At 27.4% G+C, this 967-nt stretch carries 2 protein-coding genes; both read left to right on the forward strand.

Features of this window, described 5'->3' with window-relative positions; all coding sequences use genetic code 11:
- A partial coding sequence (locus OM90_RS12945; protein WP_160323687.1) for a hypothetical protein occupies positions 1–611 on the forward strand: 611 nt, incomplete at its 5' end.
- A gap of 12 nt (positions 612–623) precedes the next feature.
- The gene (locus OM90_RS12135) at positions 624–893 is read left to right on the forward strand and encodes a hypothetical protein (protein WP_058487110.1); all 270 of its coding nucleotides are present in this window, start codon (positions 624–626) and stop codon (positions 891–893) included.
- Positions 894–967: the final 74 nt, after the last annotated feature.

Here is a 967-nt window from a genome sequence, read left to right on the forward strand (position 1 = left end):
ATAAAGAAAAAGAAGAGGAAACAAAAAAAGAAGAACAAATTCCAAAAGAAGAGCCAAAAGAAAATACAAGTTCAGAATTAACCCAAGAGCAATTTGATTTACTACGTAGTTACGTACAAAATGATGAAAAACAAAGACAAGATTTAATAGATGATTACGGAAAGGATAATATACCTAAATTTATTAATATAGCAAAAAACTATATGGAATCAATATATAATTTTGATTATCGTATGGATTTTGAAACATATTTTTCTAGAATAATTCCTTATACTGTAGACGATTATGCCGAAAGAATATGGTTTAAAAGAGAATATGAATCGTTAGCTGAGCATAAATTTATAATTGAGGTAAAATTTCTTACTGATGAATATTTTGTATATCATGATGGAGGACCTGAAGTAATAGGGTTGTTTTTATTCCGTATTAAATCAGCAGAAGGAAATTTTAGAGAAGATTGGTTTGGAGAGTATGATTATGAATTAGGTAAATGGTATCAAGTGCCTTATGAAGTGTATATCGGAACAGGATTAAAGGGAGAGGCTTTTAAAACTTATTATGCAGATGGGTTTAAACATATTGGACCAGTAATGCCAGTAGAAGGGGATTAATATGAAATAGGAATGGATTTTAAAAATATAAGTTATAGTAAAGATAAAGATATAAAATTTAAATTAATAGAAAAAGAAGGAAATCATTATATTACATTTCCCGTCACCTCTACAAAAGCTTCTTCAGAAACGGGACTTAGATGGGAAACAGAAGCATATAGGATAACAATGTTTCCTAAGGGAACTCAAATAAATATAGATGGTGAAGAAGACCATATAAATTGTCCCATTGAAAATATGAAAGATCAAATAGTTATTGACAAAGCATTAGATAAAAAATAAAAGCTAGTACATAAAAAAATAAAATATAATAAGGAGGAAAAATGTATATTAAAAAAATGAAAAAAGGAATAAAA

It is taken from the genome of Defluviitalea phaphyphila (genome assembly GCF_001466305.1).
Classification (GTDB): Bacteria; Bacillota; Clostridia; order Lachnospirales; family Defluviitaleaceae; genus Defluviitalea_A; species Defluviitalea_A phaphyphila.